Below are 1,052 nucleotides of genomic sequence, written 5' to 3' on the forward strand. Positions count from 1 at the left end.
GTTCATCACCAGTCCTGTCATGCCGGATGGGCGCTGATGCGGGATTTCGCTTTTGACCACATCGCCGCGGGTCACGGCCGGGAAATTATAGACGCCGTCCCATTTGTCGGCGTTGAATTCGCGCACCGCGCTCAGCCCGCCTGCCTTGAAGGCTTCAAACAGCACGGTTGCGTCGCCAAAGAAGTCGATGCGCAGCTCATCAAAGTTCCGGGTGCCGCGGTGCAATGGCAAATCCTTGCCCCAGTAATTCGGATTGCGCGCCAGGGTGACAAAGCGGCCGGGTTCGAACTCCGTCACCACATAGGCGCCGGTGCCGACAGGCGCGCCTGCTACCGTATCCGTGCCGAAGTCCTTGCCTTGCCATTGCGCTTTCTTAAGGATCGGGCGCATTCCGGCAATCAGCGCCAGCTCCCGGTCTTCGGTATTGAACGTCAGGCGCAGGCTGCGCGGTCCGGTCTGTTCAATCCGCGCCACTTTGGTCCAGAAACCGCGGTAGCGCGGGTGGCCTTGGGTACCCAATGTCTCATAGGACCAGATCACATCCTCGACGGTTACCGGGCTGCCATCGGAGAATCGCGCCTCCTCGCGAAGGGTGAATTCGACCCAGGAGCGGTCCTCGGGCACCTCAATCGATTCGGCTAGGAGACCGTAAAGCGTGAACGGCTCATCCCAGGAGCGGCCCATCAGGCTCTCGTATCCCCAGAACCGAAGCTGCCACGGCGCGGTCCCCTTAAGGGTGAATGGGTTCAGCGTGTCAAAGCCGCCGGTATTGCCAAAAACAACCTTGCCGCCTTTAGGGGCATCGGGGTTGGCATAGGGTAAAGACACAAAATCCGGTGGCAGCGCAGGCGCCCCATACATAGCTATGCCATGACCCGATTCTGCCTGCGCAAAATTCGCAGCAAAAGCCAAGGTGATTCCGGTCAGTGCCGCACGGAGATTCAGGAAATTTTCTTTTCGCAGTTTCACAACAATCCCGCTCTGCCCTTATTTTCTTGCCTCTGCACGCTACGTGCGCTTTTTCGTCTTTTCAAACTTTTAGCTTGGACGAA

General features: G+C 58.5%; 2 protein-coding genes. One reads left to right on the top strand and one right to left on the bottom strand.

Annotated elements, in window-relative coordinates; all coding sequences use genetic code 11:
* The coding region (locus tag A2I95_RS41800; RefSeq protein ID WP_291738139.1) for an extracellular solute-binding protein at window positions 1-861 on the bottom strand (861 nt) is incomplete at its 3' end.
* A gap of 9 nt (window positions 862-870) precedes the next feature.
* Between A2I95_RS41800 and A2I95_RS41805 the strand changes: the two genes are divergently transcribed.
* The coding region (locus A2I95_RS41805; RefSeq protein ID WP_291738140.1) for a hypothetical protein at window positions 871-1,052 on the top strand (182 nt) is incomplete at its 3' end.

The organism is Leisingera sp. F5 (genome assembly GCF_001593695.1).